This is a genomic window from Mesorhizobium sp. B2-5-7, assembly GCF_006440875.1.
Classification (GTDB): Bacteria; Pseudomonadota; Alphaproteobacteria; order Rhizobiales; family Rhizobiaceae; genus Mesorhizobium; species Mesorhizobium australicum.
Map to the genome: position 1 here is coordinate 580,645 of NZ_VFUO01000005.1, position 19,198 is coordinate 599,842.

17 protein-coding genes are annotated in these 19,198 nt (G+C 63.2%); 11 read left to right on the forward strand and 6 right to left on the reverse strand.

Annotated elements, in window-relative coordinates:
• Positions 1 to 579 precede the first annotated feature (579 nt).
• The 3 genes from FJ543_RS23820 to FJ543_RS23830 are packed head-to-tail and all read left to right on the forward strand — an operon-like array spanning position 580 to position 6,045.
• Positions 580 to 1,338 carry a damage-inducible protein gene (locus FJ543_RS23820; protein ID WP_140877641.1) on the forward strand — a complete coding sequence of 253 codons (759 nt, stop codon included), beginning with the start codon at positions 580 to 582 and terminating at the stop codon, positions 1,336 to 1,338.
• A complete protein-coding gene (locus FJ543_RS23825; protein ID WP_140877643.1) occupies positions 1,253 to 2,776 on the forward strand; it encodes a DNA polymerase Y family protein in 1,524 nt (507 codons plus the stop codon). Before FJ543_RS23820 ends, FJ543_RS23825 begins: the two co-directional genes overlap by 86 nt.
• Positions 2,773 to 6,045 (forward strand): error-prone DNA polymerase, encoded by a 3,273-nt coding sequence (locus FJ543_RS23830; protein WP_140877645.1) that lies wholly within the window; start codon positions 2,773 to 2,775, stop codon positions 6,043 to 6,045. Before FJ543_RS23825 ends, FJ543_RS23830 begins: the two co-directional genes overlap by 4 nt.
• Positions 6,046 to 6,090: 45 nt before the next feature.
• On the opposite strand, the gene FJ543_RS23835 is transcribed toward FJ543_RS23830, so the two are convergent.
• Both FJ543_RS23835 and FJ543_RS23840 read right to left on the reverse strand, forming a co-directional pair.
• Positions 6,091 to 6,684: an SOS response-associated peptidase family protein gene (locus FJ543_RS23835; protein WP_140877647.1), complete on the reverse strand. Its 594-nt coding sequence runs from the start codon at positions 6,682 to 6,684 to the stop codon at positions 6,091 to 6,093.
• 178 nt (positions 6,685 to 6,862) lie between these two features.
• The gene (locus tag FJ543_RS23840) at positions 6,863 to 7,498 is read right to left on the reverse strand and encodes an ABATE domain-containing protein (RefSeq protein ID WP_224682112.1); all 636 of its coding nucleotides are present in this window, start codon (positions 7,496 to 7,498) and stop codon (positions 6,863 to 6,865) included.
• 42 nt (positions 7,499 to 7,540) lie between these two features.
• Here FJ543_RS23840 and FJ543_RS23845 point away from each other — a divergent pair, with 42 nt between their 5' ends.
• The 6 genes from FJ543_RS23845 to FJ543_RS23870 all read left to right on the forward strand — a co-directional run bounded on the left by FJ543_RS23845 (position 7,541) and on the right by FJ543_RS23870 (position 14,464).
• Positions 7,541 to 8,488, forward strand: a complete 948-nt coding sequence (locus FJ543_RS23845; RefSeq protein ID WP_140877649.1) for an EamA family transporter — start codon at positions 7,541 to 7,543, stop codon at positions 8,486 to 8,488.
• Positions 8,489 to 9,568: 1,080 nt separating this feature from the next.
• Complete coding sequence (gene repA, locus FJ543_RS23850) at positions 9,569 to 10,771, forward strand: plasmid partitioning protein RepA (RefSeq protein WP_140877651.1); 1,203 nt, start codon at positions 9,569 to 9,571, stop codon at positions 10,769 to 10,771.
• 80 nt (positions 10,772 to 10,851) lie between these two features.
• The gene (gene repB, locus FJ543_RS23855) at positions 10,852 to 11,817 is read left to right on the forward strand and encodes a plasmid partitioning protein RepB (RefSeq protein ID WP_140877653.1); all 966 of its coding nucleotides are present in this window, start codon (positions 10,852 to 10,854) and stop codon (positions 11,815 to 11,817) included.
• Positions 11,818 to 11,973: 156 nt separating this feature from the next.
• The gene (gene repC / locus FJ543_RS23860) at positions 11,974 to 13,314 is read left to right on the forward strand and encodes a plasmid replication protein RepC (protein ID WP_140877655.1); all 1,341 of its coding nucleotides are present in this window, start codon (positions 11,974 to 11,976) and stop codon (positions 13,312 to 13,314) included.
• Between the two features lie 299 nt (positions 13,315 to 13,613).
• The gene (locus FJ543_RS23865; protein ID WP_140877750.1) at positions 13,614 to 13,949 is read left to right on the forward strand and encodes an antitoxin Xre/MbcA/ParS toxin-binding domain-containing protein; all 336 of its coding nucleotides are present in this window, start codon (positions 13,614 to 13,616) and stop codon (positions 13,947 to 13,949) included.
• Positions 13,946 to 14,464, forward strand: a complete 519-nt coding sequence (locus tag FJ543_RS23870) for an RES family NAD+ phosphorylase (protein WP_140877657.1) — start codon at positions 13,946 to 13,948, stop codon at positions 14,462 to 14,464. Before FJ543_RS23865 ends, FJ543_RS23870 begins: the two co-directional genes overlap by 4 nt.
• 104 nt (positions 14,465 to 14,568) lie before the next feature.
• Here the strand turns inward: FJ543_RS23870 and FJ543_RS23875 are convergent, their stop codons facing one another.
• Positions 14,569 to 15,783, reverse strand: a complete 1,215-nt coding sequence (locus FJ543_RS23875) for a site-specific integrase (RefSeq protein ID WP_140877659.1) — start codon at positions 15,781 to 15,783, stop codon at positions 14,569 to 14,571.
• Positions 15,784 to 15,909: 126 nt separating this feature from the next.
• Here FJ543_RS23875 and FJ543_RS23880 point away from each other — a divergent pair, with 126 nt between their 5' ends.
• Positions 15,910 to 16,860: a DUF1403 family protein gene (locus tag FJ543_RS23880; RefSeq protein ID WP_140877661.1), complete on the forward strand. Its 951-nt coding sequence runs from the start codon at positions 15,910 to 15,912 to the stop codon at positions 16,858 to 16,860.
• A gap of 3 nt (positions 16,861 to 16,863) precedes the next feature.
• A complete protein-coding gene (locus FJ543_RS23885) occupies positions 16,864 to 17,544 on the forward strand; it encodes an SMC-Scp complex subunit ScpB (protein WP_140877663.1) in 681 nt (226 codons plus the stop codon).
• A 213-nt stretch (positions 17,545 to 17,757) separates the two neighbouring features.
• Here the strand turns inward: FJ543_RS23885 and FJ543_RS23890 are convergent, their stop codons facing one another.
• The 3 genes from FJ543_RS23890 to FJ543_RS31565 all read right to left on the reverse strand — a co-directional run bounded on the left by FJ543_RS23890 (position 17,758) and on the right by FJ543_RS31565 (position 19,150).
• Entirely contained in the window at positions 17,758 to 18,291 is a 534-nt protein-coding gene (locus tag FJ543_RS23890) for a hypothetical protein (protein ID WP_140877665.1), read from the reverse strand.
• Positions 18,292 to 18,293: 2 nt separating this feature from the next.
• Positions 18,294 to 18,797 (reverse strand): GIY-YIG nuclease family protein, encoded by a 504-nt coding sequence (locus FJ543_RS23895; protein WP_140877667.1) that lies wholly within the window; start codon positions 18,795 to 18,797, stop codon positions 18,294 to 18,296.
• Between the two features lie 176 nt (positions 18,798 to 18,973).
• Positions 18,974 to 19,150 (reverse strand): hypothetical protein, encoded by a 177-nt coding sequence (locus tag FJ543_RS31565; protein WP_181174060.1) that lies wholly within the window; start codon positions 19,148 to 19,150, stop codon positions 18,974 to 18,976.
• Between the last annotated feature and the right edge of the window lie 48 nt (positions 19,151 to 19,198).

Genomic DNA, 19,198 nt, shown 5'->3' on the forward strand with positions numbered 1-19,198 from the left:
AGCACCGGGCCGGTTGACACTATCTCGCCTCGGCCCGTTGCTTCGCGGGCGGAGCCCTCCCCGCTTTGGGAGCCATTTAGACCAGCCCAGGCTTCTCGCACGTCCTGTGTCCGTTTCCTCGCCTTCGCGGCCGAGACAATCCCGCCTTCGCGCCGATCAACGAGCGCACCGTCGCGAGCATCCGCCACAACTCGGGTCGGCGACCGGTCATCTGAAACTGCCCAAGCGATCTGGCGGGTGGCCAAACGATCCCTGTGCGCCGCTGCGCATCGCAGCCGCTGCCGATGCGTGCCCGTGGATGGCAGCGCGCTCGGGCTGCCAATTGGCAGGAGAAGCTATCAACGCGCCTGCTCTTGCGGGGAGGACTTCTTCCGGCACTCCTTGGCTGATTACGAGATGCACGAGCGGTCGCGCAGACGCACCGGCACTCGGGGCGGGGCTGCAGTTCGGCACAGCTCACCTGGCGCGTTGCTTCAAACCGTCCAAGGCCTGCTCGGGACACCCGCCCTGCCCTACCTCTTGACTCTTGATCCGTGTTGGAACAAATAGAGAACAAATTCCTATTCTGCTGAAGGTTCGATGAACGTGCGGCGACAACCCGCTATCGGTACATTGCGCGCGTCGATCGAGAAAATCGAAGGCCGGAGCCGACCTACTAAGTCGGTTCTTCCCTTCGGAATCCCCGATCTCGACAAGCGGCTCCCCGGGGGCGGGCTGGCGCTCGGTGCCCTTCATGAGATCGCCGGCGGCGGCACCGGTGCGATCGATGCCGCCGCCGCGGCCCTTTTCGCCGCGGGCATCGCCGCCCGTACCAGGGGCAAGGTTCTGTGGGTCATCACGCGCTCCGACCTCTTCGCGCCCGCTCTGGCGCAGGCAGGCTTGGCGCCCGACCGGGTCATCTATGCCGAAGCCGGTGACGATAAGACCATTCTTGCTTGCGTGGAGGAAGGCTTGCGGCACGGTGGGCTCGGCACCGTGGTCGGCGAAGTCGCCCGGCTCGACATGACGGCCTCCCGGCGGCTTCAGCTTTGTGCCGAAGAGACCGGCACCATCGGCATCGCCCTGCGGCGCTGGCGACGGCAGGCCGAGGCGGCTGATTTCGGGCAACCGACTGCGGCTGTGACCCGATGGCGCATCTCGGTGCTGCCTTCGGCTTCATTGCCGGTGCCCGGGGTCGGCCGTCACCGCTGGCTGGTCGAGCTTATCCGGGCGCGAGCTGGCGGAAGTGCGGATTTTGAACTGGAGGCCTGCGATGGCAAGGGTCGTCTCGCTCTTCCTTCCCAGCTGGTCGACCGACAGGCTGCGGCGCCTGGCTGGCGACGCCGCACCGCCCGCTGAGGCGCCGCTCGTGCTGACTGGCCTGCACGGGAGGCGGGAGGTGGTGCTAGCCGCGGACGCGGCGGCCTGGGCTGCGGGCGCGCGCGTCGGCATGCCTGCCACCAAAGCCCGTGTTCTTGTCCCCAAGCTGGTCGTTCGAGATCATGATGCTGCGGGTGACGCCGAGGCGCTCGGCCGGCTGGCCGTCTGGATGTTGCGGCGTTACGCCCCGATCGTCGCGGTCGACGTGCCGGACGGCATTGTCCTCGACACCACGGGCGCCGATCATCTGCACGGCGGCGAGGAAGCGATGCTCGCCCGCCTGGTTGACCGGCTGGCTACGTCCGGGTTCACCAGTCGGTCGGCGATCGCCGACACCTGGGGAGCAGCGCACGCGCTCGCGCGTCATGCGACCAGACCGGCAATCGTCGCCCCGCCGGGACACAGCGCCTCAGCGATCGCACAACTGCCGCTTTCGGCGCTGCGCCTGCCGGCTGATACGATCGAGGGCCTGCGCGTCCTCGGCTTCGAACGCATCGCTGATCTGCTTACGCAGCCGCGTGCGCCTTTGACGTTGCGGTTCGGCCCCCAGCTTGGGCGGCGGATCGATCAGGCACTTGGCGTCCTCAACGAGCCGATCGATCCGATACGCGGCGAGGAGCTGACCGAGGTCAGACGCAGCTTTGCCGAGCCGATTGGGGCGGCCGAGACCATAAAACGCTTCATCGGTGAGCTCGTCGCTGCCCTGCGCCAAGCGTTGGAAGCCAAGGGGCTTGGGGCCAGGCGTCTTGATCTCATCTGCCACCGCGTCGACAGCAGCGCCCAGGCCATTCGCGTCGGCACCGCCCTTCCCGTACGCGATGCCAAGCGCCTGACGCGGCTCTTGACCGACAAGGTCGAAACCATCGACCCCGGCTTCGGGATCGAGGTCATGACACTGACGGCGATACTTGCCGAGCCGCTTGCCGCCAAGCAGCTCATGACCTCGCTGGTCGACGATGCGGCACCGGACGTGTCGGACCTGATCGATGTGCTGGCCAACCGTGTCGGCGAGCGCTCGCTCTATCGCGCCGCGCCGGTCGCCACCGATGTTCCGGAGCGATCGGTGCGCCGCATTCCCGCAATGGCGCCGGACTCCGGCGCCACATGGCCGGGTGATTGGCCGCGCCCGGCCCGGCTCCTGCCCTCGCCCGAACCGATCGAGACCGTTGCGCTGTTGCCCGATCATCCACCGGTGTCCTTTACCTGGCGAGGCATCCGACGCCGTGTTCGCCGCGCCGATGGACCGGAACGCATTTTCGGCGAGTGGTGGCGTTGCGACGCGGAACTGGTGGCTGTGCGCGATTATTTCCGCGTCGAGGACGATGCCGGCGAGCGCTATTGGATCTTCCGCTCCGGCGATGGCGAGGACGCGGCCACCGGCTCGCATCGCTGGTTTTTGCATGGGGTGTTCGGATGACCGACCGCCACCGCTACGCGGAACTACAGGTCACCTCGCATTTCAGTTTTCTGCGTGGCGCCTCATCATGCGAGCAATTGTTTGCCCAGGCCGCGGTGGCCGGGATCGAGGCGATGGCAGTGGTCGACCGCAACTCGCTCGCCGGGATCGTGCGCGCCCACGAGGCCGCCAAGGCCACCGGCGTCCGCCTCGTCGTCGGCTGCCGGCTCGACCTCGCCGACGGCATGTCCGTCCTGGTCTATCCAACCAATCGAGCCGCTTATGCGCGGCTCTGCCGGCTGCTGTCCCTCGGCAAGAAACGCGGCGGCAAGGCCAAGTGCATCCTCGACTGGGCAGACCTCGTCGCCTATGGCGAAGGCCTACTCGCCGTGCTGGTTCCCGACGAGGCCGACGAGTGCTGTGGCCTGCGTCTGCGGCGGCTGCGCGACGTCTTCGGCGACGGCGCCTTTATGGCGCTGACCTTGCGCCGGCGGCCGAACGATCAGCTGAGGCTGCATGATCTGGACACCCTGGCAGATGATGTCGGTGTGGCGACTGTTGTCACCAACGATGTGCTCTTCCACGCACCGGACCGCCGGATCCTGCAGGACATCGTCACCTGCATCCGTTATAACGTCACCATCGATGAACTTGGACACCGACGCGAGCGCCACGCCGATCGCTATCTGAAGCCTCCGCAGGAGATGCACCGGCTGTTTGCGCGCTACCCGGAAGCGGTGGCTCGGACAGTGGAGATCGTGTCACGCTGCCGCTTCGATCTCGCCGAACTTGCCTATCAATATCCAGAGGAACGCAGCCACCCGACCCTGACGCCGCAGCAGACGCTGGAGAAGTTGACCTGGGAGGGCGCCGATGAACGCTATCCCGAAGGCGTGCCCGACAGCGTGCGAGCCTCGCTCAGGCACGAACTGCGGCTGATCCAAAAGCTGCGCTACGCGCCCTACTTCCTCACCGTGAACAGCATCGTGCGCTTTGCGCGATCGAAAGACATTCTGTGCCAGGGCCGGGGCTCGGCCGCTAACTCAGCGGTGTGCTACGTGCTCGGCATCACCAGCATCGATCCCGGCCGCAACGATCTGCTGTTCGAGCGCTTTGTCTCCGAGGAGCGACGCGAGCCGCCCGACATCGATGTCGACTTCGAGCACGAACGGCGCGAGATCGTCATGCAGTGGGTTTACGAAACCTACGGCCGCGACCATTCGGCGCTCTGCTCGACGGTGATCCGCTATCGCACCAAGGGAGCATTGCGCGACGTCGGCAAGGCGCTTGGGCTCACCGAGGATCTAATCAGAACCTTGTCCGGGCAGGTCTGGGGTTGGTCGCAGGAAGGTGTCGAGGCCAGGCATGTCGAGGCGCTCAACCTCAATCTCGGTGACCGACGCCTGCGCATGGCGCTTGATCTCGCCCGCCAGTTGATGGGCGCGCCGCGCCATCTGTCGCAGCATCCTGGTGGCTTCGTGTTGACCCGTGACCGACTTGACGAGCTGGTGCCGATCGAGCCCGCCGCAATGGATGATCGCCAGGTGATCGAATGGGACAAGGATGATATCGATGCGCTGAAATTCATGAAGGTCGATGTCCTGGCGCTGGGCATGTTGAGCTGCATGAAGCGCGGTTTCGATCTTCTTGCCCATCACAAGGGCATCAAGCTCGATTTGGCGACCATCCCCGCCGAGGATCCGCGCACCTATGCCATGATCCGCAAGGCGGACACCCTGGGCACCTTCCAGATCGAGAGCCGGGCGCAGATGTCGATGCTGCCGCGCCTCAAACCCCGCACCTTCTACGATCTCGTGGTCCAGGTCGCGATCGTGCGGCCCGGACCCATCCAGGGTGACATGGTCCATCCCTATCTTCGGCGCCGCCAAGGCTTGGAACCGGTCCATTATCCCAAGCCCGAACTCGAGAAAGTTCTGGGCAAGACGCTCGGTGTTCCCCTGTTCCAGGAGCAGGCGATGCGGGTGGCGATCGAATGCGCCGGCTTTACCCCCGGTGAAGCCGACATGCTGCGCAAATCAATGGCAACCTTCAAATTCACCGGCGGTGTGTCCTCCTTCAAGCAGAAGCTGATCCGCGGCATGGTCGACAAAGGTTATCAGCGGGCCTTTGCCGAAAGTACGTTCAAGCAGCTTGAGGGCTTCGGTTCCTACGGTTTTCCAGAAAGCCACGCAGCCTCCTTTGCCCTTATCGCCTATGCCAGCGCGTGGCTGAAATGCTGGCACCCAGATGTGTTTTGCGCGGCCCTCCTCAACGCCCAGCCAATGGGCTTTTACGCGCCTGCCCAGATCGTGCGCGATGCGATCGAGCACGGCGTCGAGGTTCGCCCCGTCTGCGCCAATTCCTCGCGATGGGACTGCGTGCTCGAGCCAACGGAAAATGATAGCCGCTTTGCCGTTCGCCTTGGACTTCGCATGACGCGCGGGCTCGCCAACGCGCATGGCGCCGCGATCGTTGCCGCGAGAGCCGATCGGCCCTTTGCTTCGATAGATGATTTCTGGCGGCGCGCCGGCGTGTCCTCAGTAGCACTTGTCCAGCTTGCCGATGCAGATGCATTCCGTCCGTCCCTGGGCCTGGCACGCCGCGAGGCGCTCTGGGCAATCAAGGCGCTGCGCGAGGAGCCGCTTCCTCTCTTCGCCGCCGCCTCCGCTCGCCAGGCGCGCGCCGATCCCGAAATCGAGGAGCCGGCCGTCTCGTTGCGGCCGATGACGGCAGGTGGCGAAGTGGTCGAAGACTATGGCCATGTCGGCCTGTCGCTGCGTGCCCACCCGGTATCCTTCCTGCGCGAAGATCTGCGCCGCCGGCGTCTGGTCACCTGCAGGGAAGCGATGGAGGCGCGCGATCGGGCCTGGCTCGAGGTTGCGGGCATCGTGCTGGTGCGTCAGCGCCCCGGCAGCGCCAAGGGGGTGATGTTCATCACGCTGGAGGACGAGACCGGCATTGCCAACCTGGTCATCTGGGTCAAGGTGTTCGAGCAGTATCGGCGCGTTGTGCTTTCAGCCGGCATGATCGCTGTGCGTGGCCGCATCCAGCGCGAGGGCGACGTCGTCCATCTCGTCGCGCAGCGGCTCACCGACCTGTCGGCCGACCTCGCCAGCGTCGGCCATCGCGAGGGCGCATTTCCGCTACCGCACGGGCGCGGCGACGAGTTCCATCATGGCAGTCCGACGCTCGATCCGCGCGGTCGTCCCGCCAGCATGCGCAGCCGCGATATCTATATCCCGGACCTGCATATCGACACGATTCGCGTGAAGCCTCGCGATTTCAAATGAAGTCCTCGCGTTTGGCCGCAAATCGCCAGCGCCGAGCAGGGCTCGTCAGTCGCTTCCTGGCCGAACCGTTTCAACGTGCAGCGTGCCTGCAGGCGACGGTTGAAGCAGCTCCGCTTCGCTCTTGGTAAGGTAGATCCAGTGCGCCCAGTCCTGCGGGCGCAACACGACGACCTGCCGGTCATGATAGGGCCCAACGTCTGGTCCCGGATCGGTCGTCAGCATCGTGAAGGCCGCTGGCGCTGTGCCCTGCCCTTCCCGCCAGGTGCCGGCGATGGCCATGAACGGCTCATCAGTCATTGTGAAGCGATGCTTGGCCTTGGGATATTTCTTGCCCGTGAACTCGAAGAAGGCCGAGGCCGGAATGAGGCAGCGATTGCTCTTGGCAAAGCTTCGACCTTCGGAGCGGAAGTTGAAAACCGGACCGCTGCGCGGGTTCGATGGCGGGAAGCTGAAATTCATGGGCACCAGCTCGATGCCGTTGCCCGCTGCGCGCATCACCGGGCCGACATCGTTGACCTTGATGTCGTCTGCCTGGGGGAGATCGCCTTCGCTCTGCTGGGTCGGTATCCCGAGTTCGAGCCTCTGCATCATCTTGCAGTATTCAGCCCAAAGAATGTGTTGCTCGTAGTCGTTGCACATAATGATTGATCCGGCTTTGCGTGATGACGATACGACCTTACATCCGTCCGGCAAACCTGATGCCACTCGTATCCTGCCACTGAAGTGTGGCCAAACCCACCACAGTTGACGCCATGGTTGGCGCCCGTGCTTCAGCCACCTGCTTGTACAGCACCATCGGCGGATGGCTGCCGCGTCGTCATCTCCCGTCTCTCGTCCCGCGGACCCTGGCGTAATGGCGCGAAGCCTTGGCGCGATTGCCGCAATCTCCCATGGAACACCAACGCCGGTTTTGTGCCCGGCTCCCGTCGACGAACAGCCAGCCGCAGCCTCGATCGTCCTGGCATTGCTTGACCCGCCCTGCCTGCGGGCCGGTCATGAGCTCAGCCGCGGAGACGGCGATCGGCGTGCAGAAAATGAACACGCCTGGTTCGGAAGCGTTCCAGCCGAATTTCCCGCCCTGCCATTCCAGCAAGGCCGCTGGCCTGTGTTGCAGAAAGCGATTGAACGCCTGGACGTGGTCATCAGCGGGTGGGATCTTTCTGATCTGTGCCACCAGGAGTTCATAGATCGTCTCGCGCAGCGCTATGGCGCTTCCATAAACGGCTTGGGCCCGTTGGAGGTGCCCTCCCCTCCCCGGCGTCAGTTCAGCAGGATCGTTGGAAATGCGCACGCCGTTTTCATCAAGCCAATCCAGCAGTGCGGCCGGCGTGGGAAGCCGCTCCTCGGCGGCTTGCCGCAAGCGCCAGGCAGCCGTGTTGACAAAGCGGATCGCCAGATCCTCTTTCGCGACATTGCCGGGCTGCCGCAATTTCAGGAGGTGCGGGGAACTCAAGCTCGATCTCCGAATTCTAACCTCATAAGAGGTTTTAAGCCAATGAAGCTCTCCAATGCAAGTTTTCTCGTGATTGCGGCCTTCGGCGCCATCTACTTTATCTGGGGGTCAACCTACCTGGCACTGGCGCTGGCGCTGCAATCACTGCCGCCGTTCCTGCTGATGGCGGCGCGCTGCCTGGTTGGCGGCCTGATCCTTTTCGTCGGTGCCGCCGCCTCCGGTGCGAAGGCCCCATCGAGAAAGTCCCTGCTCTATGGCATCGTATGCGGATTGCTGTTCTTCGTCGGATGCCACGGTATCCTTGCAAACGTTCAACAGCGGGTTCCAACGGGCCTGGCTGCAATTATGCTGGCGACCATTCCTTTGTGGATTGCTGCGCTGCAGACAGGCCTCAGACGCCCCAATCGTCCGAGCGCGCTGTCCTTGACCTTTCTCGCCCCAGGTGTGCTTGGAGTTGCGCTGATAGCCTGGGAAGAAGTTGCCGGCGGAATTGAGAAGGTGCACCTGATCGACATCTTCTTGCTGCTTGGTGCGTCCCTGTCCTGGAGCATCGGAACGGTGGTCTCCGAACAGTCTCCAACCTCCAGCAGCCCATTGGTGATGTCGATCGTCGAATTATGGGCCGGCGCTGCCGCATTGGCCATTGTCGGTGCCGCCGACGGTGAAGCGAGCCTTGTTCACCCCTCCTCCATCACGGCGTGGTCGATCGCTGGATGGGCATACCTCACCATCGCCGGAACGGTGATTGCCTTTGCTTCCTACATCTGGCTGCTCCGCAAAGTCACGCCGACCTTGGTAGCGACCTACACCTTCGTCAACCCCATCATCGCTGTGATGCTCGGCTGGGCCATTCTCGGCGAGGTCCCGTCGATGTGGATGGCGAGCGGCGCACTCCTTGTCATCCTTTCCGTGAGCGGCCTGCTTTTCACCAGCTCCGCTCGACGCTCCAAGCAACCAAACAATGCCGGGGCAGAATTTGCTGTCGACTAGCGGCACGTCGCGATTGAGGCTCGACATCGCAACGCCGCTGTCGGGCGGGACTGGGCTGCTCGGCGCCGCGATGCGAACGCGGGCCAGAGGCCGCAGTGAAGCGTTGATCCGGACTGCAGCAGCTCACCGTCGAGGCGATTGCAGATGACAGAGGTGAGGAGGCACAAGGCGACGATCGCCAGGTGCTTTAACGTCCACAAGTCGGTAGTCGCCTTCAGCGGCCACGACAGCAGCAATGCTATCTGCGCGTAGCGCCGGCTTATGACACGGCGGCAACCGCTCTCGCCGGCACGTGTCGCACGGGCTGCCAAAACGCAGGGCAGTAATCGTCGCCACAGACACCGGGGAAAGAGTGTGTGAGCCATCACTTGGCAACGAGCGCATTTGTGAAAGCCGGCAGGGTGGTGAGCGCGTCGCACAGCTCGATGCGCGGGTGTTCCCCGACCCGATGGCCCGATTTCCATCACAAGGTGATCTGATCCCCTGGCAGCATTATAGAGGCGCTCCATCTCCGTGCTATCCGCGCGCCTGCTACAAGCGGCTTCTGTCAGGGGCGACGGCTGCCGAGACGCTGGAAAGTTTCCTGGCCTGGCAGGCGGAGCGGGGAGAAGGGAGAAAGAGTCCTTGTTCTGTCCGCCTGTCAGGCAGCGGGATACCTGCCGCCGGCACGCGTTCGCGCTGTTATGCCATTCGTCGCTTCAGCCGCGAGCTTGCAGGGCTGCTCCTGATCACGCGCGTGGCCGCCTGGCAATGGCGTGGGATGACACCAGGACCCGCTGCCCGCATCCACAGATGTCTCGACCCTAAAGCGGGGTCGAATGACGCCGTCTTCCTCCCTCGCGCGGCGACTGTGGTGGCAACATCCACCATCTGTACTTTACTGCCGTAAATTTCGGGAAAAACATGAATCGAAACAGTGCGGTAGCTCTTTCTGGCAGACGTTTTTTGCGGCGTGTTGACGGGACAGGCCGTTAACTTCCTGTTAACCCAAAAGCTCTTGCCCGGGATGGCGAATCGGAGCTTAATGGCGGTTGTTGGTCTGTTTCCCAGCAAAAAGCGCCAATTCAGGTTTCCGGAAGTATGAACATCGCGATGCGGCTGCCCAGCTTCGAGTTTGACGACAAGATCCTCGATCACGGGGCGGAGATATCGCGTCGGCTCAATCAGCTGCGCATGGAGAAGTTTCCTCCCAACGCCACGAAGACCCTGCGCACCTTCTCCATGGCCGAGGTCGCGCACTATCTTGGTGTGTCGCAAAACAATCTGAAGCGGCTCCATCTCGAAGGCAAGGGGCCCCTGCCCGAACAAGCGCAGTCGGGTCGACGCTCTTATACTGCGGACCAGATGCTGGAGCTCCGCCATTTCCTCGATCAGCATGGCAGGACGGAGGTCAAGAAATACGTCCCTCACCGCAAGCCCGGAGATAAGCTGCAGGTCATCGCGGTGGTCAATTTCAAGGGAGGAAGCGGCAAGACCACGACCGCGGCTCACCTCGCCCAGCACCTGGCACTTACCGGCCATCGTGTGCTTGCCATCGATCTCGATCCGCAAGCGTCTTTGTCGGCACTCCACGGCTTCCAGCCGGAACTCGACCGGAACCTCTCGCTCTATGAGGCGATTCGCTATGATGCGGAGCGTAGGTCCATAGCCGACGTCATCGTTCCGACGAATTTCCCCGGCCTCGACATTGTGCCTGCAAATCTCGAACTTCAGGAATATGAGTACGATACGCCGTTGGCGATGCAGGACAAATCATCCAATGCCGGCCGTCAGTTCTTCTTGCGCATAGCCAGGGCCTTGAGCGACGTCGACGATCGCTACGACGTCGTGGTCGTCGACTGTCCCCCACAGCTCGGCTATCTGACCTTGACCGCCATGTCGGCCGCGACGTCGGTGCTGATTACGGTTCACCCGCAAATGCTCGATCTCATGTCCATGAGCCAGTTTCTGCTGATGCTCGGCGGCATTCTGAAAACCATCAAGGGAGCCGGAGCCGAGATCCAACTCGACTGGTTTCGTTATCTGATCACCCGTTACGAGCCCACCGATATCCCGCAGGCCCAGATGGTGGGCTTCATGCAATCGATGCTGGCCGGCCAGATCCTTGAGCATCCGATGCTGAAGTCGACCGCCATATCGGACGCCGGGCTGACCAAGCAGACACTCTACGAGGTCGAGAAATCATCGTTCACCCGCACGACCTACGATCGGGCCATGGAATCGCTCGATGCGGTCAATTCCGAAATCGTCTCGCTCGTCCATCGCGCGTGGGGGAGGGCGTGATGGCGTTGAATTTTACTGCAGTAAAAACGCAGGTTTTTGTCCACAAAATCAGACGAGTAGCTGATTTGAGGAGGGGCTGAATGGCGCGCAAGGACGTTTTCGATAGCGTGATGGGCGCCACTGCGGTGGAGCAGACCAGGGATGTGTCGAGCTACGCTGTTCGCGGCGCGTCGCGATCCATTATCCAGTCCTTTGAAGAGCTGTCGAAAAGCTCGGTGGTCGATCTCGACCCAGAGCTGGTCGACACCTCGTTTGTGTCGGACCGGATTGGCGAAGACGAGCAGGAGTTCTCCGAGTTGGTGCGGGCGATCCAAGAGCGCGGACAGGATTCGCCCATTCTGGTCAGGCCGCATCCGGCGTCCCCCGGCCGCTACCAGACCGTGTTCGGGCATCGGCGCGTCAGGGTTGCACGTGCGTTGGGGCGCCCAGTGCGGGCTGTCGTCAAGCAAATGGACGATCGCGATCACGTCGTCGCCCAGGGCCAGGAGAATGCGGCGCGCGCCAACCTGTCCTTTATCGAGCGCACGCTGTTTGCCGAGCGCCTGCTCAAGCAGGGCTATTCGGCCGACATCGTCAAATCGGCCTTGGCGCTCGACGATACGACCTTCTCCAAGATGCGGTCCGTGTCGAGCAACGTCTCCGAATCCATCATCATGGCCATCGGTGCGGCCAAGGGGATCGGCCGTGACCGCTGGTGGCAGTTGGCCAAACTCATGGAGCATCCGGCCAATGCCGCCAGGGCGCAGGCGCACGTCCGGTCCGGCCAGTTCCAGCAAGCCAGCAGCGATGCGCGGTTCCAGGCGCTCTATGAACTGCTGGCGGCAACCGTCAACGGTGCGAAATCGGTGCCGACGCGCGCGCGGGAAAGGGCCTGGGCGACAAAAGACAATTCCGTAAAGGCAAGGATCACCGATACGGGGAAGGTTTTCACCCTGGCTTTTAAATCCAGGGAGGCCTCAGCGTTCGGTGCTTTCATTACCGGCAGGCTCGAGGAGCTGTTCGAGGCGTTCCGAGAGACGGAATCCAGGAAGACAACAGGAGACTGAACCGCAAAAGAAAAAGGCCCCCGAACGTCACCGTCACGGAAGCCCTTCTCAGGTCTGTAGCAAGCCGAGAATCGCAAATCCGCGAATCACTGTCAAGTGCTATTAGGCGTCGTTTGGCGAGCAGATTTCTTTTGCCTGACTAGAGGCAGAGGGAAAATGGTTACGCATATTTCGACGACGCCATTTGGGCGGCGGCCGATGACGCTTGCCCAGATGGCAAGCCAGGCAGGTGCAAAGGCGATCGACCGAACGACGGCTGTGCCGAAATGGCAGGCGTTTCGAGACATCACAGAGGCCAGGGACGCCATAGGCGCGACCGATCGTTCGCTGGCGATCCTCAATGCGCTGCTGTCGTTTCACCGCGAGGACGATCTTTCCGGGGAGGGTGGGCTGGTCGTGTTTCCCTCCAACGAGCAGCTGATCCGGCGTGCCAACGGCATGTCGCCGGCGACGCTTAGGCGCCACCTGTCGGTCCTGGTAACGTGCGGGCTGGTGATCCGTCGTGACAGCCCGAACGGTAAACGCTTTGCTCGCAAGGGGGAGGGCGGGCAGATCGAGCAGGCCTACGGCTTCGACCTGGGGCCGATTGTGGCGCGCGCCGAGGAGTTCAAGCAGTTGGCTGCGGCCGTGCAGGCGGAGCGGAAGGCCTACAGGTTGGTCAAGGAGCGTCTCACCATCTGCCGGCGCGACATCGTCAAGATGATCGATGCAGGGGTCAATGAACAGGTTCCGTGTGATTGGCGCCGATTTCAAACACGGTATGAGGCGGCCGTCGCTCGATTGCCGCGGACAGCCTCACGCCAGTTGCTGGAGTCTGTTGCCGACGAGTTGGAGGACATCTGGGCCGAAGTGCATCAGCTGCTGGAAACGTTCGTTAAATCACAAAATATGAACGCCAATGAGTCCCATTTCGAGCGCCACATACAGAATTCAAACCCAGACTCTCATTCTACCGATGAAACTGAAGATCGCTACGAAAGCGAGCAAGAAGCGAGCGGCAGTGCCGGGTACGATAACAATGTGCATAGCCTGCCCAAACGGGAGTTGCCCCTGGGAATGGTGCTGGACGCCTGCCCGGAAATCCTGAACATGGGCCGCGGCGCCCAGATTCGAACCTGGCGTGACTTTGTTGCGGCGGCCGAACTGGCCCGGCCGCATATGGGGGTCAGCCCCAGCGCATGGCAGGAGGCGGTCCAGGTGATGGGGCCTGAAAACGCGGCCATCACGATAGCTGCGATGCTGCAGCGAACCGACCAGATCAACAGTCGGGGCGGCTATCTCAGGAACCTGACGGAGCGGGCTCGCAACGGCCAGTTTTCGGTGTGGCCGATGGTCATGGCGCTGCTGCGCGCAAGGCTTGATGCAAAGACCAGCCAGAACGCCGGCAAGCCGCTCTGGAAGGACAGCGCGCATCAGGATGGGCTGGCCAGCGCCCCAAGATCCGCTGAGATCAGCGAGGCGCTGCGGCTCAGCATGAAACGGAAAGGCTGGGATTGATTGAGGAGGGACGGCCTCGTCGTGCCTACCGATCAATCCCGCTCAAGGCCCAAGCTGTTGGCCGGTGTACTGGGTCGCGTGCTGTCACGTCATAAGTCGAGGCAGGGGAGTGCTTTGATCGGCCGGGGACGGGCCATCCAGCAGCCTCGTCGGTGGTCGCCTTGGTTCCGAGACTTGATGCTAGCCGTAAAGTGCCCTATGTTTTGCCTGGTATTTGTGACGTCGGATATGACAGGATGTGAGCTGTGGGCCACGCACTCAGAAAAATAGCCCCGAATGAACCGTTGGTTTTGCTTTATATGGATCCGGCCGGGAACATTGCTATCGACCAGGTGGCGGATGGCTTTGGAATGTCCAAGGGTCAATTGGCCGACACGGCCGGCCTTGCCCGCGAAACCCTGTATCGATTGGAGCGCAGCCGCGCCGCCAAAACACAGGGGCGACTTCGTGAGATGCTTGAGATCATCAGCCGCGTGACGGATTGGGCGGGGGGAAAGGACCAGGCGATGGCGTGGTATCGAGCCCAGCCGCTTGCGGCATTCGGCGGGCGCACCGCCGAGGCGCTGGTGAAAGAGGGCAAGGCTGGTGCCGTTCGTGACTATCTCGATCACATGGCGCTTGGCGGCTTTGCTTGAGGTTCGTTGGAACCTGCTATAGGGCACATGATCCGCGTTGGGCTTTCAAACCGACTTCCGGTGAGGGAGCCGCGATCAGGGGGGCGCGCTTCAATCCCAAGGGGGTGCCAACGCTGTACCTGGCGCTGACCATTATGACGGCGGTCAAGGAAGCCAATCAGGGCTTCGCGCATCGGATCGATCCGTGCGTGCTGTGTTCCTACGAGGTCGATTGCGAGGCCATTGTGGACCTGACAACCGAGAAGGGGAGGGGAGAAGCGTCCGTCACGCTCGACGAGATGTCGTGCGCCTGGGCGACAGCGCTCAGCAACGGGGAACGCCCGGCTTCTTGGAACGTCCATGACCGCCTGCGTTCTCGAGGCATTGCCGGCATTCTGGTTCCAAGCTTTGCGCCGGGCGCCGAGGCAGAAGATTGCAACCTCGTGCTTTGGGATTGGGGGCCAGATCTGCCGCACAAGGTGACCGTATTCGATCCGAGCGGACGGTTGCCGAAAGACCACCTATCCTGGCTATGACAGCCCTTCAAGGAGTTTGACGGCCTGCGGCGCCAACCCAAACCAGATTGTCATCTGTCTTGCTGGGACGTCTGGTTCGGGGCAGGGGAGGGCGCTTTTTCCTCCTACAACCCGCTCGCTTTGGTGAGATTGACGCGGAACCGATCGCGACGGCGCTGGTATATGCGGGTCATTTCAGCCGAGGTGTGGCCGAGCTGCTTTTGCACATGGCGCTCGTCGACCTCGGCTGAGGAGGCCAGTCCGGCTCGCAGCGAATGTCCCGAAAACCTTTGGCCGCGTTCGCCTTCCGGCAGATCACCCCGCACGCCGGCAGCAAGTGCCGCGCGCTTGACCAGCCGTGCCACCTCCTGGTCATTGAGCCGCTCGGCGCCGACCGCCTTGCCTTGGGCGGTGACACGGCGAAACAGCGGCCCATAGCCTACTCGTGCCAGTCTCAGCCACGTCTCCAGGGCCACGATAGGGCAGGTGGCGTCCGCCGAACCGCGGCCAATCTCAACTTCGCGCCAACCGGTCTTGCCGCGCAGCGTGACCAGGACGCCTTTGCCAGGGAAGAATTCGATCCAGCCACGACCGTCTTCGGTCTGGCCACGGGCCACGTCGAGCCCGACGATCTCCGAGCGGCGAAGTCCGCCCGCAAAGCCAAGCAAAAGCATGGCGCGGTCGCGCAAGCCGCGCAGCGTGCCTCGATCGAGCGTCTCCAGCATGGCAATGAGATCTTCGGGCAGAATGGCCTCCTTCTGCACTGGTGGCTTGGCGTGGCTGTTGCGAATGCCGGCCAGCACAGTGGCGATGTGCCGGTCTTTTCTGTCCAGCGGCTGACCGCGCTGGGCATAATTCCAGGTCAGGGAGGACAGACGCCGTTCAATCGTCGCAACCGTTTTTTTATCCCCTCCAGACCCAGAAGCCAGCGCCGTGATGTAGAGCCCGACCAGCTGCGGATCCGGCGGCATCGGGTCAAAATATTGCCGGCGGCACCAGGCGCAAAAGTGCTTCCAGTCTGCGGCGTAGGCGCGGCGGGTGTTGGCCGCGCTTGCCGCCTCGACATAGTCACGGGCGCGGCCAGCAAGCGCCTCAAGATGCGCCGGCAGGCGCGGATTGGCGACGGCCGGAAGAGGGGAGGGAGCTTCGGCCGGCGGTTCTTCCGGCGTTGTGCCCATCGCCAGGACGACGTCGATGATGTCGGGCAAGTCCTCAGCGATCGCGTCCTGCGGCTCGACCGACAGCCGCGCGCCCGCATCGTCGTGCGCAGCCGTGCTGTGGGACGGTCGGGAGCTCTCCTGAGAGTGCTTTGTGGGCTTTTGCTCGATGAAAACAGCCATTTCTCCCTTAGAGAGCAAAACGAACGATAATGCAATATTATCATTCGTTTTTCTCAGACGACAAGCTGTGCGTTTGTAACGCCCAAGCGTGGCAACAAGCGCACATCTCTGTTACGCTTCGTCCCCATGATTCCGACCGTCGCGCCGCCGCCATCCCCCTATCACCCCCCGGCCGTACCCGCCTGGGCACTGCCGCGCGGGCCCGTCACCGGCGACGCCGAGGCCGCCTTCCTCGCCGGTGCAGCCTTGAATTCGCTCGACAATCTCGCGCGCGCCGAGCCGGTCTGGGCCGGCGCCTGGCGTCAGCGCCTTGCCCTCAAAGCGGCCGCCGCCGCCGTCCGCCTCGCTGGCCGGACGGAAGACGAGGCGGCCCTGCGCGACGCCTGGTATCTGCGCCAGCTCGGCGACGTTGCGGGGCCCGGCGGCAACATTCTCGCCGCGTGGAAGCGTCTCGCCTCCCGATCGCCGAAGATCGACGGCGAAAGCCTGCGCGGCATCATCGAGCTGCTTGGCCTGCGCTGGAGCGCCGAGCTTGCGACGTTCCCGGATCGTATCGACGACCTCGTTCGCTCTGGATCGCCGGCGCCGTTCGCGGCCGCGGTGATCGCCGGCCAGCTGCAAGCACTCCGTCCGGACGGCGCCGTGCTGGCCTGGTGGCTCGCGGACCTGACGCTGGCACAGCGCCTGCGCTGGCCGCGGCCGGTGCCGCTGCTGGTGACGCAGGTGCACACCGCGGCGTTCCGCGCCACAGGCGGCCGTGGTCGCATTCGTCCGGGAGACGAAGGGTTTGACCGCGCGGTCTGCACCGCGCTCGCGCAAGCCGCGGCCGAAGCCTGCCGCCTGGCGGCGGACATTGCCCGCTGCGCTGAGCGGTTGGCAGTGGTGATGCCAAAACTCCGGGCCAAGGGGGCAGGGGAGGCCATCCGTCTTCTGCTCGCCGAGGACGCTGTGTCAGGCTCGTTGGTAACGCCGAGGCTGTCGCGCTTTGCGTCGCGCCGGCTGTTCGAGCGGCTGACCAAACTCGACGCCGTGCGCGAGCTCAGTGGGCGGCCGGTCTTCCGCCTTTACGGGCTTTAGACCATGGCGCGGCGGGAGCGACCAACAGAAGGACTGGATACCGAACTCGCGGACCTGCCGCCCGAGCTGCGCTGGCGCGAGTGGATGGGCCGGATCGAAGCGGTGATCTTTGCCGCAGCCGAGCCGGTGTCGCGCGACGTGCTGGCGCGGGTCGTGGGGAAAACCTGCAACATCGAGCTGGTCATCGACGACATTCGCGCCGAGCTCGCCGGCCGCCCCTATGAGCTGGTGTCCGTCGCCGGCGGCTGGCAGCACCGCACGAAGAAGAGTTTTGCCGTGGCGATCCGCGCCGCAACCGGGCTCGGCGACAATCTCCGACCTCTGTCTTCCACGGAGAGCCTGGTGTTGATGTGCATCGCCTACTTTCAGCCGATCACCCGCGGCGAGCTCGGCCTGTTCTTTGGCAAGGAGGTCAGTCGCGATCTGATCGGAACGCTGCGCGCGCAGGGCTTCATCGCATCCGGACCGCGCAGCCCGACGCCCGGCGCACCTTACACGTTCGTCACGACGCCGGTGTTCCTGTCGCACTTCGGATTCGAGACCTTGCGCGAGCTGCCAGATATGGAGGCGCTCGAGGACGCTGGGCTCCTCAGCAAAGACAGGCTGCTCGCTGGCGACATTCCACTGCCGGACACGGACGACGACGATGAGATGGCTAGCGAAATTGACATCGAGGAGGTCTGACGTTGGACCGAACGAAATTTGGAGCGGTGCGCGTCATGCTGCCCTCTGACCTCTGCTCCGCCTGAAGGCTGCTGTTGATGACTTCACCTCCGGCCATTGCTGCGAGAGCAGCGGCGATCTGAAATCCGGGGGCATTCAGCGCGATCCCAAGCGTCGGTGCTGCCTGGGCGGCAATCAGCACCTCAGTCTGCATTCCGGGGATTGCCGGCCTTGTCAGCCGAGTTGGCCGTGCCGTTCGAGCAACCGCATGAGGACCGTGTTAGCGTGGCTGAAATTCTCGCGTTGATCGCGAAGCCGATACGCCCATTTGGCGCCATGGAAGAGGTTGTTGCGCAAGCGCCAGACGATCATCAGCAGCGCAAGCATCCGGTCGCGAGGATCATTGTTCGCTCCCTCGACGACCGCTTGAACGAGGTCAGGGTGGTCCGATCGCCGAAGATCGAGAAAAGGAAAATGGCGGGTCAGCTTGCCGTCGGCGAAGTAGCGCCTCCGGAAGTAGGAAAGTTCGGCGTCATAGAGGTCGGCCCCAAGCGTTCCCGCCGCTGCCCATGCATCCACCTTTTCGCGGATACGGTCGGCGCGGGCGAAATTGCCCATGACCTGCGCTTCGAAGAGGCTCCACAGGAAGGCGAAGTCGAAGATGGCGCGGCGGTCCGGCTCGGGAAGATCGCTGAAGCCCGGCGCACGCGCCTCCAACCACTCTTCGCTCACACCACGTTCCTCCTTTTCATCGTTGCAGATGGTCATAGCTAATCCTCCGGTTCTTCGCCGCGCAGATCGAGCTCCGAAAAGTCGGTCAGGGTGTCGCAGCTTAAGCAGTGGTACATCTGCGAGGCGTCCTGGAAATGCATGCCGCAGAGGCATCCGCAAAACGGGCAGCATTCGTCGATTTCAAGATCGGCCCAGTCCCACACGCCGAGATATTCGGGAATGGCATCACGGTCATATCCGACGATCTGGAAGGCGTCGGCATTCTTGGCGACAAACCCGTCGCGGCCCGCCCGCATGAGCAACGGCAGAATGTCGGCTGGCTCGAGAGCGAACCACTCACCGCGCACGCGCGCGGCGTCGAAGCGCCTCTTGAGGTCGCCCTCGAGCTTGAAGTCTTCGGACGCCTCGATCCATCCGAGCAGACGCAACGTCGAGGGATTGCCGGTCTGAAGATTGCGTGTGCGCTTCTCGATGTTCTTCGCGACCCCGATTTTGATCGGGGAGCATCCATTCTCGTCTTCACCTAGGAAATAAACCGGCACCCAGTTGCGCTCCTTATGGAAATCGTCAGCGAAGCCGGTCCATCAACATCTCGACCACTTCCTGATTTGAGCTGGCGACGATGTCGAGCGGACGGCCTTCCTGCCGCATGTGCGCGATCAGCAGGCACCCCGCGACAGCCAGAACGGCGAGCCGGCGGAGAGATTGTGACCGCTGATCATCGCCGGCAGGCGCTCGGCGATCGGCGGATATTGCCGATTGCCAAATGTGCGTGCGTGGGGGTCATCGCGTGGATGGTCAGCGCGGCGAGCGCTATCCCCATCGCTCGCTTCTCATGGACCTGCGCATAGCTGTGGCCCTTGTCCTTCGCGTAGGCCGCAAGACCGCTCGTCATGAAGTCGCGTGCCCAGGTGTCGCAGGCGCAGCGTCGCGGGCGCGCTGC

What these genes read in the sequence shown, in the direction of transcription:
- FJ543_RS23880 (WP_140877661.1), top strand. Translation starts at nt 15,910, where the DNA reads ATGATTCCGACCGTCGCGCCGCCGCCATCCCCCTATCACCCCCCGGCC.
- FJ543_RS23890 (WP_140877665.1), bottom strand. Translation starts at nt 18,291, where the DNA reads ATGACCATCTGCAACGATGAAAAGGAGGAACGTGGTGTGAGCGAAGAG.
- repC (WP_140877655.1), top strand. Translation starts at nt 11,974, where the DNA reads ATGGTTACGCATATTTCGACGACGCCATTTGGGCGGCGGCCGATGACG.
- FJ543_RS23885 (WP_140877663.1), top strand. Translation starts at nt 16,864, where the DNA reads ATGGCGCGGCGGGAGCGACCAACAGAAGGACTGGATACCGAACTCGCG.
- repB (WP_140877653.1), top strand. Translation starts at nt 10,852, where the DNA reads ATGGCGCGCAAGGACGTTTTCGATAGCGTGATGGGCGCCACTGCGGTG.
- FJ543_RS23835 (WP_140877647.1), bottom strand. Translation starts at nt 6,684, where the DNA reads ATGTGCAACGACTACGAGCAACACATTCTTTGGGCTGAATACTGCAAG.
- FJ543_RS23865 (WP_140877750.1), top strand. Translation starts at nt 13,614, where the DNA reads ATGGATCCGGCCGGGAACATTGCTATCGACCAGGTGGCGGATGGCTTT.
- FJ543_RS31565 (WP_181174060.1), bottom strand. Translation starts at nt 19,150, where the DNA reads ATGACGAGCGGTCTTGCGGCCTACGCGAAGGACAAGGGCCACAGCTAT.
- FJ543_RS23820 (WP_140877641.1), top strand. Translation starts at nt 580, where the DNA reads ATGAACGTGCGGCGACAACCCGCTATCGGTACATTGCGCGCGTCGATC.
- repA (WP_140877651.1), top strand. Translation starts at nt 9,569, where the DNA reads ATGAACATCGCGATGCGGCTGCCCAGCTTCGAGTTTGACGACAAGATC.
- FJ543_RS23875 (WP_140877659.1), bottom strand. Translation starts at nt 15,783, where the DNA reads ATGGCTGTTTTCATCGAGCAAAAGCCCACAAAGCACTCTCAGGAGAGC.
- FJ543_RS23845 (WP_140877649.1), top strand. Translation starts at nt 7,541, where the DNA reads ATGAAGCTCTCCAATGCAAGTTTTCTCGTGATTGCGGCCTTCGGCGCC.
- FJ543_RS23830 (WP_140877645.1), top strand. Translation starts at nt 2,773, where the DNA reads ATGACCGACCGCCACCGCTACGCGGAACTACAGGTCACCTCGCATTTC.
- FJ543_RS23825 (WP_140877643.1), top strand. Translation starts at nt 1,253, where the DNA reads ATGGCAAGGGTCGTCTCGCTCTTCCTTCCCAGCTGGTCGACCGACAGG.